The sequence below is a fragment of the Amycolatopsis bartoniae genome (assembly GCF_014191255.1).
GTDB lineage: Bacteria > Actinomycetota > Actinomycetes > Mycobacteriales > Pseudonocardiaceae > Amycolatopsis_E > Amycolatopsis_E bartoniae.
In genome coordinates this window covers 1,418,897-1,435,284 of the sequence record NZ_JACHWH010000001.1, presented here as the reverse complement: position 1 = coordinate 1,435,284, position 16,388 = coordinate 1,418,897, and the positions used below count along the sequence as shown (strand labels likewise).

At 70.4% G+C, this 16,388-nt stretch carries 16 protein-coding genes; 8 read left to right on the top strand and 8 right to left on the bottom strand.

Annotated features, from left to right (window positions below; translation table 11 throughout):
- Window positions 1-90: 90 nt before the first annotated feature.
- Window positions 91-462, top strand: a complete 372-nt coding sequence (locus FHX82_RS06970) for an SPW repeat protein (protein ID WP_145938688.1) — start codon at window positions 91-93, stop codon at window positions 460-462.
- Window positions 459-1,031 (top strand): TetR/AcrR family transcriptional regulator, encoded by a 573-nt coding sequence (locus FHX82_RS06965; protein ID WP_145938694.1) that lies wholly within the window; start codon window positions 459-461, stop codon window positions 1,029-1,031. The genes FHX82_RS06970 and FHX82_RS06965 overlap by 4 nt, the downstream gene beginning before the upstream one ends.
- Here the strand turns inward: FHX82_RS06965 and mce are convergent.
- A complete protein-coding gene (gene mce / locus FHX82_RS06960) occupies window positions 1,024-1,461 on the bottom strand; it encodes a methylmalonyl-CoA epimerase (protein ID WP_145938687.1) in 438 nt (145 codons plus the stop codon). The two genes, FHX82_RS06965 and mce, sit on opposite strands and share 8 nt — an antisense overlap.
- A 118-nt stretch (window positions 1,462-1,579) precedes the next feature.
- Between mce and FHX82_RS06955 the strand changes: the two genes are divergently transcribed.
- The 3 genes from FHX82_RS06955 to FHX82_RS06945 are packed head-to-tail and all read left to right on the top strand — an operon-like array spanning window position 1,580 to window position 4,791.
- Window positions 1,580-2,767 (top strand): acetyl-CoA C-acetyltransferase, encoded by a 1,188-nt coding sequence (locus tag FHX82_RS06955; protein ID WP_145938686.1) that lies wholly within the window; start codon window positions 1,580-1,582, stop codon window positions 2,765-2,767.
- Between the two features lie 3 nt (window positions 2,768-2,770).
- A complete protein-coding gene (gene meaB / locus FHX82_RS06950; RefSeq protein WP_145938685.1) occupies window positions 2,771-3,730 on the top strand; it encodes a methylmalonyl Co-A mutase-associated GTPase MeaB in 960 nt (319 codons plus the stop codon).
- A gap of 5 nt (window positions 3,731-3,735) precedes the next feature.
- Window positions 3,736-4,791 carry an NAD(+)/NADH kinase gene (locus tag FHX82_RS06945; RefSeq protein WP_145938684.1) on the top strand — a complete coding sequence of 352 codons (1,056 nt, stop codon included), beginning with the start codon at window positions 3,736-3,738 and terminating at the stop codon, window positions 4,789-4,791.
- Here FHX82_RS06945 and FHX82_RS06940 read toward each other — a convergent pair.
- Both FHX82_RS06940 and pdxR read right to left on the bottom strand, forming a co-directional pair.
- Complete coding sequence (locus FHX82_RS06940; protein ID WP_145938683.1) at window positions 4,782-5,444, bottom strand: MBL fold metallo-hydrolase; 663 nt, start codon at window positions 5,442-5,444, stop codon at window positions 4,782-4,784. The two genes, FHX82_RS06945 and FHX82_RS06940, sit on opposite strands and share 10 nt — an antisense overlap.
- Window positions 5,445-5,490: 46 nt before the next feature.
- A complete protein-coding gene (pdxR, locus tag FHX82_RS06935) occupies window positions 5,491-6,852 on the bottom strand; it encodes a MocR-like pyridoxine biosynthesis transcription factor PdxR (RefSeq protein WP_145938682.1) in 1,362 nt (453 codons plus the stop codon).
- A gap of 46 nt (window positions 6,853-6,898) precedes the next feature.
- Here pdxR and FHX82_RS06930 point away from each other — a divergent pair, with 46 nt between their 5' ends.
- A complete protein-coding gene (locus tag FHX82_RS06930) occupies window positions 6,899-7,354 on the top strand; it encodes a carboxymuconolactone decarboxylase family protein (protein WP_145938681.1) in 456 nt (151 codons plus the stop codon).
- Window positions 7,351-8,058: an isocitrate lyase/PEP mutase family protein gene (locus FHX82_RS06925; RefSeq protein ID WP_145938680.1), complete on the top strand. Its 708-nt coding sequence runs from the start codon at window positions 7,351-7,353 to the stop codon at window positions 8,056-8,058. The genes FHX82_RS06930 and FHX82_RS06925 overlap by 4 nt, the downstream gene beginning before the upstream one ends.
- A 45-nt stretch (window positions 8,059-8,103) precedes the next feature.
- Here the strand turns inward: FHX82_RS06925 and FHX82_RS06920 are convergent, their stop codons facing one another.
- The 5 genes from FHX82_RS06920 to FHX82_RS06900 are packed head-to-tail and all read right to left on the bottom strand — an operon-like array spanning window position 8,104 to window position 12,912.
- A complete protein-coding gene (locus FHX82_RS06920) occupies window positions 8,104-9,081 on the bottom strand; it encodes an ABC transporter substrate-binding protein (RefSeq protein ID WP_145938679.1) in 978 nt (325 codons plus the stop codon).
- Window positions 9,082-9,103: 22 nt separating this feature from the next.
- Window positions 9,104-10,144 carry an ABC transporter permease gene (locus FHX82_RS06915; protein ID WP_145938678.1) on the bottom strand — a complete coding sequence of 347 codons (1,041 nt, stop codon included), beginning with the start codon at window positions 10,142-10,144 and terminating at the stop codon, window positions 9,104-9,106.
- Window positions 10,141-10,908, bottom strand: coding sequence for an ATP-binding cassette domain-containing protein (locus FHX82_RS06910; RefSeq protein WP_145938677.1), 768 nt, complete (start codon window positions 10,906-10,908; stop codon window positions 10,141-10,143). The genes FHX82_RS06915 and FHX82_RS06910 overlap by 4 nt, the downstream gene beginning before the upstream one ends.
- Window position 10,909: 1 nt before the next feature.
- Entirely contained in the window at window positions 10,910-11,926 is a 1,017-nt protein-coding gene (locus FHX82_RS06905; RefSeq protein ID WP_145938693.1) for a class I mannose-6-phosphate isomerase, read from the bottom strand.
- 2 nt (window positions 11,927-11,928) lie between these two features.
- Window positions 11,929-12,912: a LacI family DNA-binding transcriptional regulator gene (locus FHX82_RS06900; protein WP_145938676.1), complete on the bottom strand. Its 984-nt coding sequence runs from the start codon at window positions 12,910-12,912 to the stop codon at window positions 11,929-11,931.
- Window positions 12,913-13,153: 241 nt separating this feature from the next.
- Here FHX82_RS06900 and FHX82_RS06895 point away from each other — a divergent pair, with 241 nt between their 5' ends.
- Complete coding sequence (locus FHX82_RS06895; RefSeq protein ID WP_261377291.1) at window positions 13,154-16,387, top strand: GH92 family glycosyl hydrolase; 3,234 nt, start codon at window positions 13,154-13,156, stop codon at window positions 16,385-16,387.
- The last annotated feature ends 1 nt before the right edge of the window (window position 16,388 follow it).

Genomic DNA, 16,388 nt, shown 5'->3' with positions numbered 1-16,388 from the left:
GCCTGCGAGCAATCTTGACCGGCCGGCCAATCAAGGCGCACCATGGGAAGTGGAAAAGCATAAGGACGCTTTCCGCAGGAGGTGGAATCCATGACTGAGATGTCGACACGTGCCTGGACCCGTCCGCACGACTGGGCCGAGGTCGTCCTGGGTGTGGTGGCGGTGCTGTCGTTCCTGTGGGTGAACACCGACAACGCCGCGATGTGGTCGTTGGTCGTGATGGGCGCCCTCATCGCCCTCGACGGCCTGCTGTCGCTCGCGATGCCGGGGCTGATCTACGGCGAGGGCCTGCAGGTGGTGCTCGGGGCGCTGCTCTTCATCTCCCCGTGGGTGATGGGCTACACCGACCTCACGGCCGCTTCGTGGTCCGCGTGGATCCTCGGTGGGCTGACCCTGATCGTCGGCGCCGCGGCGCTGCCGGTCGCGAACGCCGCGCACGGCAGGACGGCGGGTCAGCACTGAGTACGGAAGAGCCCCCGGCGAAGGAGCGGATCCTCGCCGCGGCGGAGGAGCTGTTCGCCGAATCGGGTTTCGACGCCACCCCCACGTCGCGCATCGCGGACCGCGCCAACGTGCCGAAAGGTCTGGTGCACTACTACTTCCGGCGCAAGTCCGACCTGCTGGGCGCGCTGATCAAGCGACTGCCCGACGAGCAGCTCGAACCCGCGCTGGTGGTGGTGCCGGGGGACATCGCGGAGAGCCTGCGGCGTCTGGTGCGTGAGCTGGACGCCCGGCTCGCCCGCTCCCGCATGCTGTCGCACCTGCTGTGGCGCGAAGCCGACACGCACCGCGCGGTGCGCGACGCGCTCCACGAGCGGTTCCAGCAGCTGGTGCGGCAGGTGCGGGCTGTCATCCTCGCGGCGGGCGAGGGCGGCGTGGCGGTCGAGGACGTCGACAGCGCGGCCGGGCTGCTCGCGCTCGCCGTGAGCTACCGGCACTCCGTGGCGCGCCACGGCGACGAGCCTGCCGACCTGATGGAACGGGAGCTGAACTTCATCGCCGACGCGCTGATGGCGCGGCCGGTCACCTAGCCGGTTCGACGAGCTCCACGAGGACACCACCGGCGTCCTTCGGGTGCACGAAGTTGACCCGGCTGCCCGCGGTGCCGCGCTTGGCCTTCTCGTAGAGCAGGCGCAAACCCTTGGCGCGCAACGCGTCCGCCGCGGCCTCGACGTCCGTCACCCGGTATGCGACCTGCTGCAGGCCCGGGCCCTTGTTGTCGAGGAACTTCGCGATCGTGGAGTCCGGCCGCAGCGGCGCGAGCAGCTGGACCGCGGGCCCGGACTCGTCGCCGGGCGCGTGCAGCATCGCCTCGCGCACGCCCTGCTCCTCGTTCTCCTCGGTGTGCGTGGCCCGCAACCCGAAGTTCTCCGCGTAGAACGCGATGGCGGCGTCGAGGTCCGGCACCGCGATGCCGACGTGGTCGACGGTCGTCACGAGCGGTTTGAGCGCCTCATTCATAAGGGCGAGCATAGGGGTGCGACGGCGGCGGTTGGCGTGCGGCGACTCACACCTGTACTGCGCGCTCCCGGCCGGTATCGTCGAATCGACCGCTGTCGTTCGCGTTTTGGAGGCTGCCTTGTCCGGTTCGGTGATCCTGGGTGCCGCCCGCACCCCGATCGGTCGACTGCTGGGGTCCCTGAAGGACTTTTCGGGCGCGCAGCTGGGTGGCGTGGCGATCAAGGCGGCGCTCGAACGGGCCGGTGTCGCGCCGGAGGCCGTGCAGTACACGATCATGGGCCAGGTGCTGACCGCGGGCGCGGGCCAGATCCCGGCCCGGCAGGCGGCGGTCGCGGCGGGCATCCCGATGGACGTGCCCGCGCTGACCATCAACAAGGTGTGCCTGTCCGGCCTCGACGCGATCGCGCTGGCCGACCAGCTGATCCGCGCCGGCGAGTTCGACCTGGTCGTCGCCGGCGGGCAGGAGTCGATGACGCAGGCGCCACACCTGCTGCCCAAGTCGCGGTCCGGGTTCAAGTACGGGGACACCACGCTCGTGGACCACATGGCGCACGACGGCCTGTTCTGTGCCTTCGACCAGGTCGCGATGGGTGCCTCGACGGAGAAGTACAACTCGCGCTACGGCGTCACCCGCGAGCAGCAGGACGAGTTCTCCGCCCGCTCGCACCAGCGCGCCGCCGCCGCGATCGCGAACGGCCTGTTCAAGGAAGAGATCGCCCCCGTCTCGATCCCGCAGCGCAAGGGCGAGCCGGTGCTGTTCGACACCGACGAGGGCGTGCGCGCGGACACCACCGCCGAGGGGCTGGCGAAGCTCCGCCCGGCGTTCGCCGCGGACGGCACGATCACCGCGGGCTCGGCGTCACAGATCTCCGACGGTGCGGCGGCGGTCGTCGTGGCGAGCCGTGAGAAGGCCGAGGAACTGGGCATCACGCCGCTGGCCGAGATCGGCGCGCACGGTGTCGTGGCCGGGCCGGACGCGAGCCTGCACGAGCAGCCGTCGAACGCGATCAAGGCCGCGCTGGCGAAGGCGAAGCTGGACGTGGGCGCGCTGGACCTGGTGGAGATCAACGAGGCGTTCGCCGCGGTCGGCCTGGTGTCGAGCGAGAAGCTGGGGCTGGACCCGGAGAAGGTCAACGTCAACGGCGGGGCGATCGCGCTCGGCCACCCGATCGGTGCCTCCGGTGCCCGGCTCGCCGTGCACCTCGTGCACGAGCTGCGCCGGCGCGGTGGCGGTCTCGGCGCCGCGGCGCTGTGCGGTGGTGGCGGCCAGGGTGACGCGCTGCTGCTCCGGGTGCCGTCGGCCTAGTCCTTGGACGTTGCCGAACTGGTCGACCGCGCGCGGGAAAGGCAGCCGCGCGCGGTCGCGAAGCTGATCTCGCTGGTCGAGGACGCTTCTCCGAAGCTGCGCGAGATCGCGGCCGCGCTCACGCCGTACACCGGGCACGCGCGCGTCATCGGGCTGACCGGACCGCCGGGAGTCGGCAAGTCGACTTCGACGTCGGTGCTGGTGACGGCGTTGCGCAAGGCGGGGCAGCGGGTCGGCGTGCTGGCGATCGACCCGTCGTCGCCGTTCTCCGGCGGTGCCCTGCTCGGCGACCGGATCCGGATGACCGAGCACGCGACCGATCCCGGCGTGTTCATCCGCTCGATGGCCACGCGCGGGCACCTCGGCGGGCTCGCGTGGGCGACGCCGCAGGCCGTCCGGGTGCTCGACGCGGCGGGTTTCGACGTCGTGCTGATCGAAACCGTCGGGGTTGGACAGTCCGAAGTGGACGTCGTTGGGCTGGCGGACACCACGGTCGTGCTGCTCGCGCCGGGGCTCGGCGACGGAGTGCAGGCGGCGAAGGCCGGGGTGCTCGAGATCGCGGACGTGTTCGTGGTGAACAAGGCCGACCGGGACGGCGCCGACGTCGTCGCGCGGGACCTCAAACAGCTGATCGCGTACGGGCGCCGGGAGGTCCGCGGCGAGAGCTGGCGGCAGCCGATCGTGCGAACGGTGGCGTCGCGCGGCGAGGGCGCCGAGGAGCTGGTGCGCGCGCTGGACGAGCACCGGGAGTGGCTGGAGACACGGGGTGAGCTGGTGCGCCGCCGGACGCGGCGGGCGGCGAGCGAGGTCGAAGCGATCGCGGTGCGGCGGCTGCGCGCCGAGCTGGCGGACCTGCACGGCGGTGGTCACCTGAACGGGTTGGCCGAACGGGTCGTGGAGCGGGCGCTGGACCCGTACGCGGCGGCCGATGCGCTGCTCGCCGAGCTGAAGCCTGGACAATAGGGAGCATGGTGCCTGTCGAGCGGGTCGGACTGGTCGTTCACGGCGGCAAGGAGGCGGCCCTCGCAGCGGCCCAGGAAGTGCGCAAGTGGGCTGCGGAGCACGGCATCCCGTGCGTCGACATCGACGTGTGGGACGACCACGACGGCCACCGGCTCAACGCACGCGAGGAGGCGGCGCGGGCCGGGAACCCGGACCTGATCGTCACCGTCGGCGGGGACGGCACGTTCCTGCGCGGGGTGCGGATAGCCGGCCCGATCGACGCGCTCGTGCTGGGCGTCAACGTCGGGCGGGTCGGGTTCCTGACCGAGGTGCGCACCGACGACGTGCGGTCCGCGCTCGACGCCGTGCAGCGCGGCGAGATGACGGTGGACCCGCGGATGACGCTGACGATGCGTGCGTCCCGGCCGCTGGAGATCCCCCCGGGCATCGAGGCGATGCTGCGATACGGGCGCGGGCCGACGTTGCCGCCGCCGCACGTGCGGCCGGGGATGAAGAGCGAGGCCGGCTGGGGCGTGCCGCTGGACGTGCTGGCGCTCAACGACATCGTGGCGGAGAAGCTGGCGCGGGACCGGCAGGCGAGCCTGGCGGTGTACGTGGGCGGGAAGCTGTTCGCGTCCTACAGCGCGGACGCGTTGATCGTCGCGTCGTCGACCGGTTCGACGGCGTACAGCTTCGCCGCGGGCGGGCCGATCGTGTCGCCGCGGCTGGACGCGCTGGTGTTCACGCCGGTGGCCGCGCACATGGTGTTCAACCGGAGCGTGGTGCTGGACTGTTCGCAGCGGGTGGGGATCCTGGTGCTGGAGCACTCCGGTCAGGTGGCGGTGAGCGTCGACGGGCAGCTGCGGGGCGTGCTCAACCCGGGGGACTGGATCAGCGTCTACGGCGCGCAGAAGCGCTCGAAGCTGGTGCGGTTGGCGGAGCCGGACTTCCTCGGCAAGGTGCGGGACCGGTTCGGCCTGACGGATTCGGCGGCCGCGCTGGCGGACGGGCAGGCACCGGCGTACGCGCCGAACGAGCCGGTGCCCGACGATCTCGCGCACCCGGGGCCTGCTCAGGAATAGGCTTCGGCCGCCTCGCGCAGCCGCTTGCCGGCGCCGCCGACGATCGGGTCGCCGTGGCCGAAGCATACCGTGTCCACGTCGAGGTCCGCGAGGCGGTGGAACGACTCGATGGCGCGTTTGCGGTCCGTGTTGAACACGCCCAGGATGACCCGGCCCTCGGAGTGCGCGACGGCGTCGCCGGTGAACAGGATCCGTTCGGTGGGCAGGTGGACCGCGATGCTGCCGTCCGTGTGCCCCGGCACCGACAGGACTTCCGCGCCCGCGCCGATGTCGAGCCGTTGGCCCTCCGCCAGGTCCTCGTCGATCTCCATCGGCGGCAGCGTCCGCGGCAGACCCGCCGAGGCCCGCTCCAGGAGCGGCCGCTCCCAGTCCTCCAGCACCGGCTCCTGCGGGGGCGTCAGACCACGCAGCACCGCCGCGTCCGCCGCACCTGCCGACACGCGCGCGCCCGTCCGTGTCCGCAGTTCCGGTGCCGCGCCGACGTGATCCGTGTGCCAGTGCGTCAGCACGATCTGCGTCAGGCCGGGGAACGTCAGCTCGTCGGCACCGCCCGGGGCACCCGTGTCGATCAACGTCGTCCGGTCGCCGTCCTGCCAGCGGTACACCTGCCAGCCGTTGACCTTCAGCATGCTCAACCGCGGTGTGATTTCCATGTGCCCCAAGCTAGAACCCGGCGCCCGCGAACGGGGCCGGATCAGCTCACGGCGTAAGAGCCCGCATCAGCGCGTCGATCGCGGGCCCGAACGCGTGCTCCGCGGGCGTCGCGTAACCGAGCACGAGACCCTGCGGGTGGTCGCCCTCGGCGATCCAGTGCCGCCCCAGGAAGTCGACCGCCACGGACTCGCGCGTCGCCGCCCGCACCACCTCGTCCTCGCGGACTCCTGCCGGCAGCATCAGGAGGAGGTGTAGACCTGCGGAAATTCCTACTGGTCGAAAGTCCTCAGGTAGGATTGTCAACAATCGGTCGCGCCGATTTCTGTACCCGATTCGCCGCTGCCGCACGTGCCGGTCGTACGCGCCGGAGTTCAGCATCTCCGCCAGCACCAGGTGGTCCAGCACGGGCGGGCGCCAGCCGGTGGTCGCCAGCGCGGCCCGCGCCGGTTCGACGAGGGCGCGCGGGAGCACCAGCCAGCCGATCCGGACCGCGGGCGCGAGCGTTTTGCTGACTGTCCCCGTGTAGACAATCCTCTCCGGCGACAATGCTTGCAGTGCACCGACCGGTTGTCGATCGAAGCGGAACTCGCCGTCGTAGTCGTCCTCGATCACGAGCCCGCCTTCGGTGGCCCAGCGGGCCAGCGCGGTCCGGCGCTCCGGGGCGAGCGTGGTGCCCAGCGGGTACTGGTGCGCCGGGGTCACCACGACCGTCGGACTGTCCAGTTCGGACACCCGTAGGCCGGCTTCGTCCACCGGTACGCCGGTCACCCGCATGCCGCACCGCGCCGCCAGGTCGCGGAACTCCGGCAGCGACGGGTCCTCGAAGGCCAGTTCGCCGGGCAGGACGTGGGCGAGCACGGTCAGCGCGTGGCTGAAGCCGCCGCACACCACGATCCGCTCGGGCTCGGCGAGCACCCCGCGGCTGCGGGACAGGTACCGCGCCAGCGCCTCCCGCAGCACCGCCGGGCCCCGCACGTCGCCGTAGTCGAACACGCTCGCCGGTGAGGACTGCAACACCCGACGTGTCGCGGAAATCCAGGCGTCACGCGGAAAGGACGACAGGTCCGGGCGACCGGGGTAGAGGTCCCAGCGCAGCTTCGGTACCCACGGCGCGGCCCGCGGCCCCTCCTTCGCCGGTGCTGCCGGAGTGACCGCGGCGACGCGGGTCGGCGCGCCCTGGCTCGTGCGCAGGTAGCCCTCGGCCGTCAGGTCGGCGTACACCCGTGTGACGGTGCCCCGTGCGACGCCGAGGTCCTTCGCCAGCGCCCGCGTCGATGGGACCACCGCGCCCGGCGACAGGCGACCCTCCCGGATCGCCCGGCGCAGCGCGTCGGCGAGCCCCTGCCGTCCGCTGCCGGGATGCCAGTCGAGGTGCACGTCCCAGGAACTGGACCACGAATCCGCCACGGAACTGGACCATACTCGTGGGCCAGTTCGGGATAGCGTCGGAGCCATGAGCAAGCGAATCCCTCTCAGCCGCAGCCAGCCCGACCTGCAGAAGCAGTTGGTGGAACTCAACAACTCGGTCAAGAAGCTGGCCGCCGACGCGGGGCTCGACCCGCTGGTCCTGGAACTGTGCAAGATCCGGGCCTCGCAGCTCAACGGTTGCGCCTTCTGCCTCGACATGCACGTGAAGGACGCCCGCAAACTCGGGGAGACCGAAGCGCGCGTCTACCTGCTCAGCGCGTGGCGCGAGGCCGACGTGTACACCGAGCAGGAGCGGGCGGCACTCGCCCTGACCGACGCGATGACGAAGCTGTCCGAGACGCAGGACGTGCCGGACGACGTCTACGAGCAGGCCACCGCGGCGCTGAGCGAGCAGCAGTACGCCGCCGTCGCCTGGGCCGTCACCCTGATGAACGCCTTCAACCGGCTCAACGTCACCAGCCGCACCCCGGTGCCGCGGTGACCGCCGCGACGCTGCGGGCGCTCCACGTGCCGGGCCACCCGCTGCTCCTGCCGAACGTCTGGGACGCGGCCACCGCGCGGCTGGTCGAGGAGGCCGGTTTTCCCGTGGTGGCCACGAGTTCGCTCGCCGTGGCGGCTTCGCTCGGGTACGCGGACGGCGAGCAGGCGCCGGCCGGGGAGATGTTCCAGGCGGCGGCCCGGATCGCGCGGGCGGTGTCGGTCCCGGTGACCGTCGACGCCGAGGCCGGTTACGGCCTGCCGCCCGCCGAGCTGGTGGAACGGCTGCTGGAAACTGGTGCGGTGGGCTGCAACCTGGAGGACACGGATCACACCACCAAGCGCCTCCGCCCCGTCGCCGAGCACGCCGAGTGGCTGGCCGCCGTGCGCGAGGCAGCCGGGGACGCGCTGGTGATCAACGCCCGGGTGGACCTGTTCCTCAAGGGCGAGCCCAGGCAGGTGCTGCCGGAAGCGATCGAGCGCGCGAAGGCGTACCTGGCCGCGGGCGCGGACTGCGTCTACCCGATCCTGCTTCGCGACGCGGACGTGCTGGAGGAGTTCGTGCGGGCGGTGAGTCCCGGCGCCGTCAACGGAAATCGCATTCCCGACACCGATCTCGCCGCGATGGGCATCGCACGGATCTCGCTGGGCGCCCGGCTTTGGCAGGACATGCGCGAGTGGTTCGCGGGGCGGCTCAAGGAGTTGTGAGAACCCGGGGGCGGGCGGCCACCACACGCCCGCCCCCGGGAGGCATCAGCACTGCTGCTTATAAAAATACTGCGAGTTCGCGTCCATGTTGGTCTTGGTGATGGAGTGCAGCGGCGCGGTGAGGGTCTTCGTCACCGGCTTGTTCTCCAGCGCCGCGACGGCTTGGTCCACGCCCTGCTGGCCGATCATCGCCGGGTCCTGCGCGATGAGCGCCTGGTACTCGCCGTTGCGCAGACCGTCCACTTCGGACGGACTGGCGTCGAAGCCGACCAGGTTGACCTGACCGATCTTGCCCGCGTTGCGCAGACCGGTCGCCGCGCCCTCACCGGTGTTGAGGTTGGTGGCGAAGATGCCGATCAGGTCCGGAGTGGACGCCAGCGCCGCGGTGACCTTCGCCGCCGCCTGCTCCGGCTCGTTCTGCGTGAACTGGACGCCGATCGACTTGAGGTTCGGGTGGTTCTTCAGCTCGTCGGAGAAGCCCTGCACGCGGGCCGCCGTGGTGGACGTGCCCGCGATGGTGTCGAGCACGAGCACCGAACCGGACTTGGTGCCCACCAGGTCGGCCAGCGTCTTGGCGGCGAGCTGCCCGCCCTCGGTGTTGTTCGACGAGATCGAGGACACGGCGATGCTGGAGTCCTTCAACGAGGTGTCCACCTGCACGATCTTCGTGCCCCGGTTGGCGACCTGCTGGATGGGCGCGAGCATCGCGGTGTCGTCGGTCGGCGCGATGAGCAGCGCGGCCGGCGGGTTGGAGCCGAGCGCGTTGACCTTCTCCGTCTGCAGCGCCGCGTCGAACTTCTGCGGCGCCTGCGTGGTGATCGTGTAACCGAGCTTCTTCGCTTCGGCCTCCGCGCCGCACTGCATCGAGATGTAGAACGGTTCCGCCTGCACACCGGGGATCAGCGCGAGCTGCTTGTTGTTCTGCACCGCGCCGCCGGACCCGCCGCCGACCTGTCCCGAGCCGCATGCCGCGAGCAGGACCGCGGCCGCGACGGCCGTTCCCGCCGTGAGCACCTTCTTCATGCTGACCTCTACTTCGTTGTAGTTACCGGGAGTTGCGCTGCCGACGGCGGCGCTGGTCGAACCACACAGCCGCGATGAGCACCGCGCCGACCGCGATCATCTGCCAGAAGTCCGGCACCTGCGTGATGTTGAAGCCCTTCTTCAGGACGGCCGGGATGAACACCCCGATGACCGTGCCGAGCACCGAACCGATCCCGCCGAACAGGCTCGTGCCGCCCATGACCGTCGCCGCGATCGCGTTCAGGTTGTCGGTCGTGTGCGCGGTGATGGTGGTCGAGGCGTAGTACGCCAGCGACATGAAGCCCGCGATCCCGGCGAGGAACCCGGTGAGCAGGTACACCTTGAGCAGGTGCGCCGTGACGCCGATGCCGGAGCGCCGGGCCGCCTCGGCGTTCGAGCCGACCGCGTAGGTGTAGCGGCCGAACTTGGTGGTGTGCAACAGCCACGCGCCGATCAGCGTGATCACCACGGCGACCAGCACCAGGTTCGGGATGCCGCCGAGCGAGGTGCCGTAGCCGAGGGTCTTGTTGAGCACGGTCGGGACGCTGCGCACGTCCGACCCGTTGTTGAGCAGGTACGCCGCGCCGAGCGCGGCACCCATCGTGCCGAGGGTGACGATCAGCGGCGGGATCTTGGCCACCGCGATGAGGAAACCGTTGATCAGACCCCAGATCGTGCCGGACGCCACGGCCACGACCAGTCCGACGAGGATGACGCCCCAGCCCGCATTGCTCGCGTTGCCACCGGAAAGCGCTTCCATCGTCTTGCCGCACACCATGCCCGCGAAGATCAGCACCGAGCCGACGGACAGGTCGATGCCGGACGTGATGATCACGAACGTCATCCCGACCGACAGCACGAGCAGCACCGACGTCTCGATGAGCAGCGTCTGGAACGTGAACAGGGTCGCGAACTGGCCCGGCTTGAGCACGCTGAACACCACGATCAGCGCGACGAGCACGAGCGCGATCCAGAACGTGTTGGCACCGATCAGCCGCTGCCCGAGAGAGCGCTTTCCGAAGCCACCCTCCACAGAGGACTGGACTTCCTTGGTCGTGGTCACGCCGCCTCCTCCTGCGTCAGAGCGCCGGTCATCGCGGCGACGAGGTCCTCCAGCTTGGTCTCCGCGGCCTTGAACCGCGCGACCCGCGTGCCCAGGCGCAGCACCTCGATCCGGTCGGACACCGACAGCACCTCGGGCATGTTGTGGCTGATCAGCACCACCGCGATGCCCTGGTCGCGCACCCGCCGGATCACGTCGAGCACGCGCTCGCGCTGCACCACGCCGAGCGCCGCGGTCGGTTCGTCCATGAACACGACCTTCGACGCCCACACCACCGACCGCGCCACCGCGACGCTCTGGCGCTGCCCGCCGGACAGCGAGCCGATCGGCACGTCCGTGCTCTGCAGGGTCACGCCGAGCCGCTGGAACTCGTCCACCGCGCGCCGGCGCATCTCCGCCTTGTCGAGCATCCCGAGCTTGCCGAGGATGCCGCGCCGGTGGATTTCGCGGCCCAGGAACAGGTTCGCGGCCGGATCGAGCTCCGGCGCGACCGCGAGGTCCTGGTACACCGTCTCGATGCCCAGCCGCCGCGCGGTGGTGGGCGAGTCGAGCGTGACCGGGGCGCCGTCCAGCAGGATCCGCCCCGACGAGGGCTGTTCGGCACCGGAGAGGCACTTGATCAGCGTCGACTTCCCGGCGCCGTTGTCGCCGATCAGCGCGGTGACCTCGCCCGCTCTGGCCTGGAACGAGGCGCCGCGCAGCGCCTCGACCGAGCCGTAGTGCTTCACGATGTTCTGGGCGTCCAGCAGGACGGCGTCGGTCATGTCAGGCTCCCGGTGCTGGGGGACGGCAGCGGATGAGGGTGAGCTCGCCCGACACCTCCGCCTGGCCCGCCGAGTGGGGCACCACGACGGTGTCGCCCTTGGCCAGTGCCAGCTCGCCGCCGTGCTCGGTCTTCAGCGCGCCGTGGCCGTCGAGCACGACGAGCACCGCGAACGACGGGTCGAGGTCGAGCGAGGGCTTCGGGGAGAGCCGGTCGGCGCGGAAGAACTCCGCCGCGCCGGGCACCAGCAGGTCCACAGTGGACTCCGTCACGCCCGCCGTGCGCCTGATGATCGACTCCGGGTCGCGGGCCGACGTGTCGAGCGCCTGCAGCGCGGCGTCGAAGCCGATGCCGAGATGACCCTTCTCGGGGCTGTCGAGGAAGTCGCGCCATTCGATCGTCAACGAGAAGTCGGTCGGCTGTTGCAACTCGACGACGAACACCCCTTCACCGATGGCGTGCGGCAGGCCCGCCGGGATGTACACGTTGTCGCCGGGCTGCACGGGCACGCTGTTGAGCGCGCCGAGCATGGCCTCGGTGTCTTGTTCACGAACCCAGTTGTCGACAGTCTTCCGGTCGACAGTCTCTTTGAAGCCGGGATAGACACGCGGGTCGTCCCCGCTCGTGCCGACCACGATCCACGCCTCGGTCTTGCCGAAGTGCGAGTCGAAGTGCTGACGGGCGAAGGAGTTCGACGGGTGGAAGTGCACGGGCAGCCGCTGCCCGGCGTCGAGGAGCTTGACCAGCAGCGCCGTCGAGTCCGAGAACGCGGCCACGTGCTTCGCGCCGAGCCACGACTCGGGGTCGGCACGCACCGCGTCCCGCAGCCACCGGCCGTCGGGCAGCTTCGTCAGGCCCGTCTCGTCCTGACCGAAGAGCGTGGTGGTGGAGGCGACCCAGTCCTCGGGGCCGAACTCCTTGCCGGACTCGGCGCCGCGCAGGGCGGCGATCGCCGCGCCGCCGCGGTAGAACTGGGGCGGCTGGTTGGCCGGGAGCTTGATCGGGTTCTTGGTCGGCACGGTCACGGGGCGATCTCTCCAGAGCCGCGGGGGATGAGGTGCACGGGCAGCACAACCTTTCTCGGCGGGGAATCCTCGCCGTGGATCCTTGCGAACAGCAGCTCGGCCGCCGCCTTGCCGAGCCGGCTCACGTCGTGGCCGACCACGGTGACGGGCGGGTCGAGCAGGTCGGCGAGCTCGAAGTCGTCGAAGCTCACCAGCGCGGGGCGCGGGGTGACGTGGGTCAGCGCGCGCAGCAGGTGCACGGCGACCCGGTTGTTCCCCGCGATGACGGCGGTGGCGCGGTCGGGACCGGTCAGCAGCCGGTTCACCGCTTCCACCACGTTCTCCTGCGTGGGCGTGCGAAGGACGGCGAGCCGCTCGTCGAAGCGCAGGCCCGCGCGGACGCAGCCTTCCCGGAAACCGCGGAGCCGCTCGGTCGCCGTGAAGATGTCGGGCCGGTCGCCGAGGAACGCGATGCGCCGGTGGCCGTGGCGGGCCAGGTGCGCGACCGCCTCGATGGTGCCGCCCAGGTTGTCGACCAGCACCGTGTCGGCGAGGATGTCGCCCGCCGGGCGGTCGAGGAACACCACCGGCGTGCCCGCCCGCATCTCCGGCACGAGGTAGTGGTGCTGGGCGCCGGCGGGCACGATGAGCAGCCCGTCGACGCGGCGGGAGCAGAACTCCAGCGCCAGTTCGCGCTCGCGTTCGGAGTTCTCCTCGGACGAGCCGGTGAGCACGTGCCTGCCGAACGAGGTCGAGATCTTCTCCACGGCCCGGTTGAGCTCGGAGTAGAAGGGGTTGCCGACGTCCTCGACGATCAGGCCGACGGTGCCGGTGCTGGAGCCGCGGCGCAGGTTGCGGGCGCCGAGGTTGCGGCGGAAACCGAGCTGCTCGATGGCGGCCAGCACCCGCCGCGCCGTCTCCGGGTGCACGGCCGGCTCGTCGTTCACCACCCGGGACACCGTCTTGATGCTGACCCCGGCCAGCCGCGCGACGTCGCTCATCGTGGCGCGTCTCGCGGTGGGTCCGCGGGTCCCGTCCGACAACGTTGTCATAGTTCTCGGGATTTCACACGTTCGTGACACGTTTGTCAATGGTCCGAACGAGATGACCGACGTCTTCCGTGGGACGTATGGAGTATCGCCTGTCCGGAACGAGACAGGATCCGGCATGATCCTTGACCCGCTCGTCAGCCGCTGACGACAGTGGCCTGCGGCGACAAGGTTGTCACAGGAGGCGACGCCAGTGAGGCTTTCGCGAGTCAAAAGGGGGCTGGCGCTCGTCGCCGGCCTCGTGGTCACGTCGGCGGTACTGCCGGCGGTGCAGGCGGACGCGGCGCCCGCGCAACAGGATCTGGCGAAGTGGGTCAACCCCTTCGTCGGGACCCGGCCGGGTGGCCAGGACCAGGGCACGGGCGGTGGCGCGGGGAACAACTTCCCCGGCGCCGTGGTGCCGTTCGGCATGGTCCAGTGGAGTCCGGACACCGTGACCGCGCAACAGGGCGGTTACTACTACGACAGCACCGCGCTCAAGGGCTTCAGCCTGACGCACCTGTCCGGCGCGGGCTGCGACACCTACGAGGACATCCCCTTCATCCCGTACAACGGGCAGGTCACCACCTCGCCCGCCACGGACCCCGGCCGCTACACCATGCCGTTCTCGCACGCGAACGAGCAGGCCACGGCGGGCAAGTACAGCGTCAAGCTCGACAGCGGCGTGAACGTCGAGCTGAGCGCGACCCAGCGCACCGGCTCCGGCCGGTTCACCTATCCGCAGAACAGCACGTCGACGCTGCTGATCAACAGCTCCGGGTCGGTCACCGGCACGGACGACGCGCAGATCTCGATCGGCAAGGACACCGTCAGCGGCTGGGCGGCCAGCGGCGGGTTCTGCGGCACCGATTCGCACTACCGCGTGTACTTCTACGCGAAGTTCGATCAGCCGTTCGCGTCGATCGGCACGTGGCGCAACGGCACGGTCACCCCGAACAAGGCCACCGAGAACGGTGGCGCGCAGGCGAAGGTCGCCCCGCAGGCCAAGGCGGCCGAGGAGACCAAGACCGCGCGTACGGATACGAAGAAGCCCGCCGACACCACTGTCAGCGGCCCCGGCAGCGGTGGTTACGTCACCTTCGCGCCCGGCGCCACGGTGAACGTCCAGGTCGGCGTGTCCTTCGTGTCGGTCGACGGCGCGCAGGCGAACGTCAAGGCGGAGAACAACCACCGCTCCTTCGACGACGTCGCGACCGCGGCGCGCAAGGCGTGGAACGACCGGCTCAACCAGGTCCAGGTCACCGGTGGTTCGGACGCCGACAGGACGACGTTCTACACGGCGCTGTACCACTCGCTGATCCAGCCGAACGTGTTCTCCGACGTCGACGGCAAGTACACCGGCTTCGACGGCCGCGTGCACACCGCCGCCAAGGGACACGCGATGTACACCAACTTCTCCGGCTGGGACATCTACCGCTCGGAGGCCCAGCTGCTCGCGCTGCTGGCCCCGAAGGAGTCCTCGGACATCGCGAACTCCATGGTCCAGTACGCCGCCCAGGGCGGCGCGTGGGACCGCTGGACGGTGGCCAACGACTACACGGGCGTGATGAACGGCGACCCGTACCACATCATCGTGTCGAGCATGTACGCGTTCGGCGCCAAGGACTTCGACGCGAACAACGCGCTGCTGTCCATGATCCGCGGGGCGACCCAGCCCACCACCCAGGGCTACACCGAGCGCCCCGGGCTGCAGGACTACCAGACGCTCGGGTACGTGCCCGGCGCCGGTGCCGACACGCTCGAATACACCAGCGCCGACTTCTCGATCGCGCAGCTCGCCGCGCGGCTCGGGGACTCCTCGACGTACCAGAACTTCATGAAGCGGGCCCAGTACTGGCAGAACCTGTACAACCCCGCGACCGGCTACCTGCAGCCGCGCAACGCCGACGGCACGTTCAGCACGCCGTACAACCCGGGCAGCTCGCAGGGCTGGGTCGAGGGCAACGGCGCGCAGTACAGCTGGATGGTGCCTTACGACGTGGCCGGCCTGGTCACGGCGTTCGGCGGAAACCAGGCCGTTCAGTCGCGTTTGGACGAGTTCTTCAAGGAGCTGAACGCGGGCACCCAGGACCCGCACGCGTTCCTGGGCAACGAGCCCAACTCGAACGCCCCGTGGCTGTACGACTTCGCCGGTGCGCCCTACAAGACGCAGGCGATCGTCCGGCGGGCGATGACCGAGCTGTACAACCCGAACCCGCAAGGGCTGATCGGCAACGACGACCTCGGCCAGATGTCGTCCTGGTACGTCTGGTCGGCGCTCGGCGTGTACCCGGAGATCCCGGGCCGCGCGGAGCTGGTGGTCGGCTCGCCGCTGTTCTCGAAGGTTGCGGTGACCACCGGGCTCGGCAAGAAGATCACCATCAACGGGCACGGCACCGGTGAGTACGTGACCGGGCTGAAGGTCAACGGCGTCTCGACGACCAAGACCTGGCTGCCGGAGTCGTTCGCCACCACGGGCGGCACGCTCGACTTCACCCTGTCGTCCACTCCGGACACCTCGTGGGGCAGCGCGCCTTCGGACGCACCGCCTTCGTTCCGTGAGGGCGAGACGCCCGCCCTGTCCTTTGTGGATCCGGCTCGGGTGCTCGTGCCGTCGGGCACGAGCGGCACCGCGGCGGTCGGCGCGCAGGACCTGTCCGGCACCGCCCGCACGTGGCACTGGACTGCCGCGCCGCCGGCGGGCATCACGGTCACCCCGTCCTCCGGTGACATCGCGGTGCCCGCCGGTGGCAAGGCTCAGGTGAACGTCACCGTCAGCGTCGCCGCCGGTACCGCCGACGGCTCGTACCAGGTGCCGATCACGTTGAGCGCCAGCGGGCAGCAGTCGCTGTCCACGACGCTCGGCGTGCTCGTCGCCCAGCCCGGCAGCTGGCTGGCCGCGGTGAACAACGCGGGCATCTCCCCGGACGCCAAGCCCGCGTCGGCGAACTTCGACGGGGTCGGCTTCAGCTACTCCGCGGACGCGCTCGCCGCGGCGGGCGCCAAGGCGGGGAGCACGGTGACGGTCAACGGGTTGTCCTACACCTGGCCGAACTACCCGGCGGGCTCGCCGGACAACGTGATCGCACAGGGCCAGACGCTCAACGCCTCCGGCAGCGGCCGGCTGGCCTTCCTGGGCGCGGCCGCGAACGGCAGCGCGCAGGGCACCGTGACGATCACCTACACCGACGGCACCACGAGCACGGCGTCGCTCGGGTTCTCGGACTGGACGCTGGGCGCGGGCGGTCAGCAGCCGTCGTTCGGCAACCAGGTCGCGTTCAGCACGCCGTACCGCAACAGCACCGGCGGTGACCCGCAGCAGATCAACACCTACGTGTTCGCCAGCGCCCCGATCACGCTCGCCGCGGGCAAGACCGTCAAGAGCGTGACCCTGCCGTCGAACGTCTCGGGTGGGCAGTTGCACGTCTTCGCGATCGGAATCGGATAAC

Excerpts from the sequence above, each read along its gene's own strand:
- FHX82_RS06970 (WP_145938688.1), top strand. The coding sequence starts at position 91 with ATGACTGAGATGTCGACACGTGCCTGGACCCGTCCGCACGACTGGGCC.
- FHX82_RS06920 (WP_145938679.1), bottom strand. The coding sequence starts at position 9,081 with ATGAAGAAGGTGCTCACGGCGGGAACGGCCGTCGCGGCCGCGGTCCTG.
- FHX82_RS06940 (WP_145938683.1), bottom strand. The coding sequence starts at position 5,444 with ATGGAAATCACACCGCGGTTGAGCATGCTGAAGGTCAACGGCTGGCAG.
- FHX82_RS06900 (WP_145938676.1), bottom strand. The coding sequence starts at position 12,912 with ATGAGCGACGTCGCGCGGCTGGCCGGGGTCAGCATCAAGACGGTGTCC.
- FHX82_RS06945 (WP_145938684.1), top strand. The coding sequence starts at position 3,736 with ATGGTGCCTGTCGAGCGGGTCGGACTGGTCGTTCACGGCGGCAAGGAG.
- FHX82_RS06930 (WP_145938681.1), top strand. The coding sequence starts at position 6,899 with ATGAGCAAGCGAATCCCTCTCAGCCGCAGCCAGCCCGACCTGCAGAAG.
- mce (WP_145938687.1), bottom strand. The coding sequence starts at position 1,461 with ATGAATGAGGCGCTCAAACCGCTCGTGACGACCGTCGACCACGTCGGC.
- FHX82_RS06910 (WP_145938677.1), bottom strand. The coding sequence starts at position 10,908 with ATGACCGACGCCGTCCTGCTGGACGCCCAGAACATCGTGAAGCACTAC.